Annotated in this window: 1 pseudogene; it reads left to right on the forward strand. The window is 33.6% G+C overall.

Annotated elements, in window-relative coordinates:
* Positions 1-488 (forward strand): annotated as a pseudogene (locus Q0762_RS13920) (transposase); the annotation flags it as partial.

Below are 488 nucleotides of genomic sequence, written 5' to 3' on the forward strand. Positions count from 1 at the left end.
CCTTCTAATTATTATAAACGAAGAGCTACTATAAAAAAGATAAGTGTTCAACAAGAACTTCTTTTTATTAAAGCAGAAAAGCCCAAGAGCAGAATTGTAAGTATTGACAAGGATTACTTAAGACCAATTGTAAGGGGTAAAGAGATAAAAAAAGTAGAATTTGGAGCCAAAGTAAACAAGCTTCAAATTGATGGAATCAATTTTATTCAGCGAATTAGTTTTGATAATTTCAACGAAGGCACTCAGTTTAAAAATACCATTTACAAAGCCCAAGGCCTTACAAAGACAAAAGTGAGAATTGTAGGAGCAGATGCCATTTACGCGACCAACAAGAACAGAGTTTTTGCTACTTCAAAGAAAATCCAAACTGATTTTAAGCCAAAGGGGCAACCTTCCAAACATAGAAAACAACAATTGCAATTAGCTAGAATAATCACTAAAGAGAGAGCAACTCGCTTAGAGGGTAGTTTTGGAAAAGAAAAAGAACA

It is taken from the genome of uncultured Polaribacter sp., from assembly GCF_947495205.1.
In the GTDB taxonomy this organism is placed as follows: Bacteria; Bacteroidota; Bacteroidia; order Flavobacteriales; family Flavobacteriaceae; genus Polaribacter.